Raw genomic sequence first — 1,715 nt, forward strand, 5'->3', positions numbered from 1 at the left:
AGCCTTGATCCACCGATGCGAGTAGCCGGATCAAGCCGCGCGTGAAATGGAAATGCCCCTTCTGAACTGGGAAAATGATGATGTTCGAAGTCAACATTCCCGTTCAAGAAAGGGGCACCTCTCAGGTGCTATTCAACCACACACCCGCGTCTGTGTCTCACTCCTTCGACGATGCGAACCTGACGGCCACTACCGGGCTCGTCCCGATCATGAGCCTCGCCCAGATGGCGGGCCTGCCAGACCTCGCCGAAGACCGTCTGACCGTGACCACCACCGGAGCCGACAAGGGCGCGAACCCGGCACCGAAACTGGCTACCCTGGTCGCGGGAATGGCTGCCGGGGCCGACTCGATCGATGACATGAACATCCTCCGCCACGGCGGCATGCAGCACCTCTTCGATCGTGTCTACGCGCCCTCGACCCTGGGGTCGTTCCTGCGCTCGTTCGCCTTCGGCCACGTCCGGCAACTCGACGCGATCTCTTCCCGTTTCCTGACCAACCTCAACGAGCACACACCGCTGCTACCAGCCAGCGAAGACACTGGACAAGCGATGGTGTTCGTCGATGTCGACGACACCGTCATCGATGTCCACTCCGCGTCGAAGCAGGGAGCTGGATTCGGCTACCAAGGCAGTCGTGGCCTCAACGCACTGTTGGCGACCGCATCGACGGGCGACTCCGGCCAGATCATCGTCGGCCAGCGCCTGCGCAAGGGCTCAACCTCGTCAGCCCGGGGTGCTGACAAGTTCGTCGCCGACGCTCTGGCCACCACGACCCGAATCAACTCCGGCCTCCCAGCCCTGGTCAGGGCTGATTCGGCGTACTACTCCTCGACTGTGACCAAAGCCGCCCGGGATGCCGGGGCTGAAGTATCGATCACGGTCCGCATGGACAAGAAGGTCAAAGCAACGATCGGAACAATCAGCGACGGCGCATGGACTGGCATCGAATACCCCGAAGCGATCTACGACGAAGAGACCAGGGCCTGGATTTCGAAGGCCGAAGTCGCCGAGGTCCCGTTCACCGCATTCACCTCGAAGAAGAAGTCCCTGCACGCCGCCGGCCGCTTGGTGGTCCGCCGCATCCCTGAACTCAACGAGACCAAACGCACTGCCGGGCAGGACCCATTGTTCGACTTGTTCCGCTATCACGCGTTCTTCACCACGGTGGACAAAGACCGTTTCGACACCGTCGCTGCTGATCACATCCACCGCAAGCACGCGATCATCGAGCAGATCAATGCGGAGCTGAAGAACGGTGCCCTGGCACATATGCCCTCTGGGGTGTTCAACGCCAACGCCGCCTGGGTAGCAGTCGCAGCGATCACACACAACCTGCTGCGGGCTGCTGCCGGACTCATCGGTGGACGGATGAGCAAAGTGCACGCTCAGACGCTGCGGACACGGATCATCGGCATCCCGGCCCGGATCGCTCACCGGGCCAGGAAGCTGATTGTGCACCTGCCGAGACGGTGGCCGTGGGCGACGGAATTCGCACGACTCTGGCACGCGGCTCTGAGCCCACCTACACGATCATTGTCCTGACCGATTCGCTCCTGCTCGAGCACGACGCCGCAGGGTCTGGAGGAGACCCCGGGGAATCATCTATGTGGAAGAGACCGGTGAGAGACCGGGACACTACTTCCTGCCCTCGCACCGCGTTCGCACTCGAATCCGAGTGAGCCCCTTGCCATCAAGCGAATCGGTGGATCAAGG

Annotated in this window: 1 protein-coding gene; it reads left to right on the forward strand. The window is 62.0% G+C overall.

The window, feature by feature from the left end:
- The first annotated feature begins 152 nt into the window (after positions 1-152).
- Positions 153-1,544 (forward strand): IS1380-like element ISBli4 family transposase, encoded by a 1,392-nt coding sequence (locus tag ABD883_RS11990; RefSeq protein ID WP_345032372.1) that lies wholly within the window; start codon positions 153-155, stop codon positions 1,542-1,544.
- Positions 1,545-1,715: the final 171 nt, after the last annotated feature.

The organism is Brevibacterium pityocampae, assembly GCF_039541555.1.
GTDB classification, from domain to species: Bacteria; Actinomycetota; Actinomycetes; order Actinomycetales; family Brevibacteriaceae; genus Brevibacterium; species Brevibacterium pityocampae.